The sequence below is a fragment of the Nostoc sp. 2RC genome, from assembly GCF_014222165.1.
Classification (GTDB): Bacteria; Cyanobacteriota; Cyanobacteriia; order Cyanobacteriales; family Nostocaceae; genus Nostoc; species Nostoc linckia.
This window is the reverse complement of record NZ_JACKZU010000649.1, coordinates 1-2,100: the sequence shown is the minus strand read 5'-3', so window position 1 is coordinate 2,100 and position 2,100 is coordinate 1. Positions and strand designations below refer to the sequence as shown.

The 2,100-nt window shown below is 44.5% G+C and carries 1 protein-coding gene; it reads right to left on the bottom strand.

Annotated features, from left to right (window positions below):
* Window positions 1-14 precede the first annotated feature (14 nt).
* Window positions 15-1,706, bottom strand: a complete 1,692-nt coding sequence (gene ilvD, locus GNE10_RS34135) for a dihydroxy-acid dehydratase (protein ID WP_185570451.1) — start codon at window positions 1,704-1,706, stop codon at window positions 15-17.
* Window positions 1,707-2,100 lie beyond the last annotated feature (394 nt).

Genomic DNA, 2,100 nt, shown 5'->3' with positions numbered 1-2,100 from the left:
CCCTTTCCCCCTTCCTACTCATCAAACAAATCCAAGTCCGTAACAGCACCAACACTGCTAGAAGAAACTAACTTGGCATATTTGGCTAGGATACCTTTTGTATAAAGTGGTGGACGGGGTTGCCATTTGGCGCGGCGACGGGCTAATTCTGCATCGTCTATGTTGATTTGCAATCGGCGAGCATGAGCATCAATGGTGATGCTATCACCTTCTTCCACCAGAGCGATCGCACCACCAACGGCAGCTTCGGGAGCCACATGTCCCACTACCATCCCATAAGTACCGCCGGAAAAGCGTCCATCGGTAATTAACCCCACTGTATCACCTAAACCCGCACCAATAATTGCTGAGGTGGGTGCAAGCATTTCCCGCATACCAGGGCCGCCTTTGGGACCTTCATAGCGGATGACTATTACATCACCAGCTTTAATCTTACCTGCGAGGATGGCATCTAAGCATTGTTCCTCGGAATCAAATACCCTTGCAGAACCGGTAATGCTGGGATTTTTTACTCCGGTAATTTTTGCTACTGCTCCCTCTGTTGCAAGGTTGCCTTTGAGAACTGCTAAGTGGCCTTGGGGATACACTGGGTGATTCCAAGGACGAATCACATCTTGATTGCTTGGTGGTTCATTGGGGACATCTGCTAAAATTTCGGCGATGGTTTTACCTGTGATGGTGATACAGTCTCCATGAAGTAATCCATGCACTAATAGCATTTTCATCACTTGGGGAATACCACCAGCTTGATGTAAGTCTGTGGCTACATATCTACCACTAGGTTTGAGATCGCACAAAACAGGGACACGAGCGCGGATAGTCTCAAAATCATCTAAATTAAGTTCTACATCAGCTGCACTAGCGATGGCCAAAAAATGTAACACGGCGTTAGTTGAACCACCCACAGCCATAATTACAGAAATAGCATTTTCTATAGATTTGCGGGTGATGATTTGCCGGGGTAACAGTTGATGGCGAATTGCTTCTACTAATACCTTGGCTGATTCTTCGGTGTTATCAGCTTTTTCGTCATCTTGTGCCGCCATTGTGGAAGAATAGGGTAAACTCATGCCCATCGCTTCAAAGGCTGAGGACATAGTATTGGCTGTGTACATCCCACCGCAAGAACCAGCACCGGGACAAGCATGGCGTTCTACTTCCATCAGTTCGCTGTGGTCAATTTTGCCAGCACTGTATTCACCCACAGCCTCAAAGGAACTCACAATAGTCAAGTCGCGGCCGTTGTAGTGTCCTGGTTTAATTGTGCCACCGTAAACAAAGATAGCCGGGATATTCATCCGTGCGATCGCAATCATCGCTCCTGGCATGTTTTTATCACAGCCACCGATGGCAATGACACCATCCATATTTTGACCATTACAAACGGTTTCAATGGAGTCAGCAATTACTTCTCGTGACACTAGGGAATATTTCATCCCCTCGGTTCCCATAGAAATCCCATCACTAATGGTAATTGTGCCGAAGATTTGCGGCATCGCCCCGGCTAGTTTAATTCCCGCTTCCGCTCTTTGTGCTAGCTGATTGATACCAATGTTACAGGGTGTGATGGTGCTATAAGCATTAGCCACACCCACAATTGCTTTGTGAAAGTCTTCATCCCGAAAACCCACTGCACGCAGCATAGCCCGATTTGGCGATCGCTGCACTCCTTGTGTAACAACTTTACTTCTGAAATTCTCTGACATTGCTTTGGCCTTGAGGGAATTGCTGTACAAGCATCATAGGTAATTTTTTTTGAGATGTCTAATATATGTTTAGTTAAAATTGATATTTTTAAAATATCAAAAATTCACTACTACGACACCGTGCTACTTGATTACAAAGCGCAAATCAGTTATAATTAATACTAATTATTTATAATAATCCACTTAAGTTTGAAAAAGAACCGCCAAGAACGCTAAGGAAAAGAGAGGTAAAGATTTAGTGCGTCTTTATACATGAGTATTAAATTATGTGTGAGATATTACTGATGATGCTCAAATTTCTGAATGCGTGAATTTTGAATTGGTCAGGACTTACGCAACTGGCACAAATAGCGGGCGGGGCGTAACCCTACTACACGACAATTTAAATCAAACC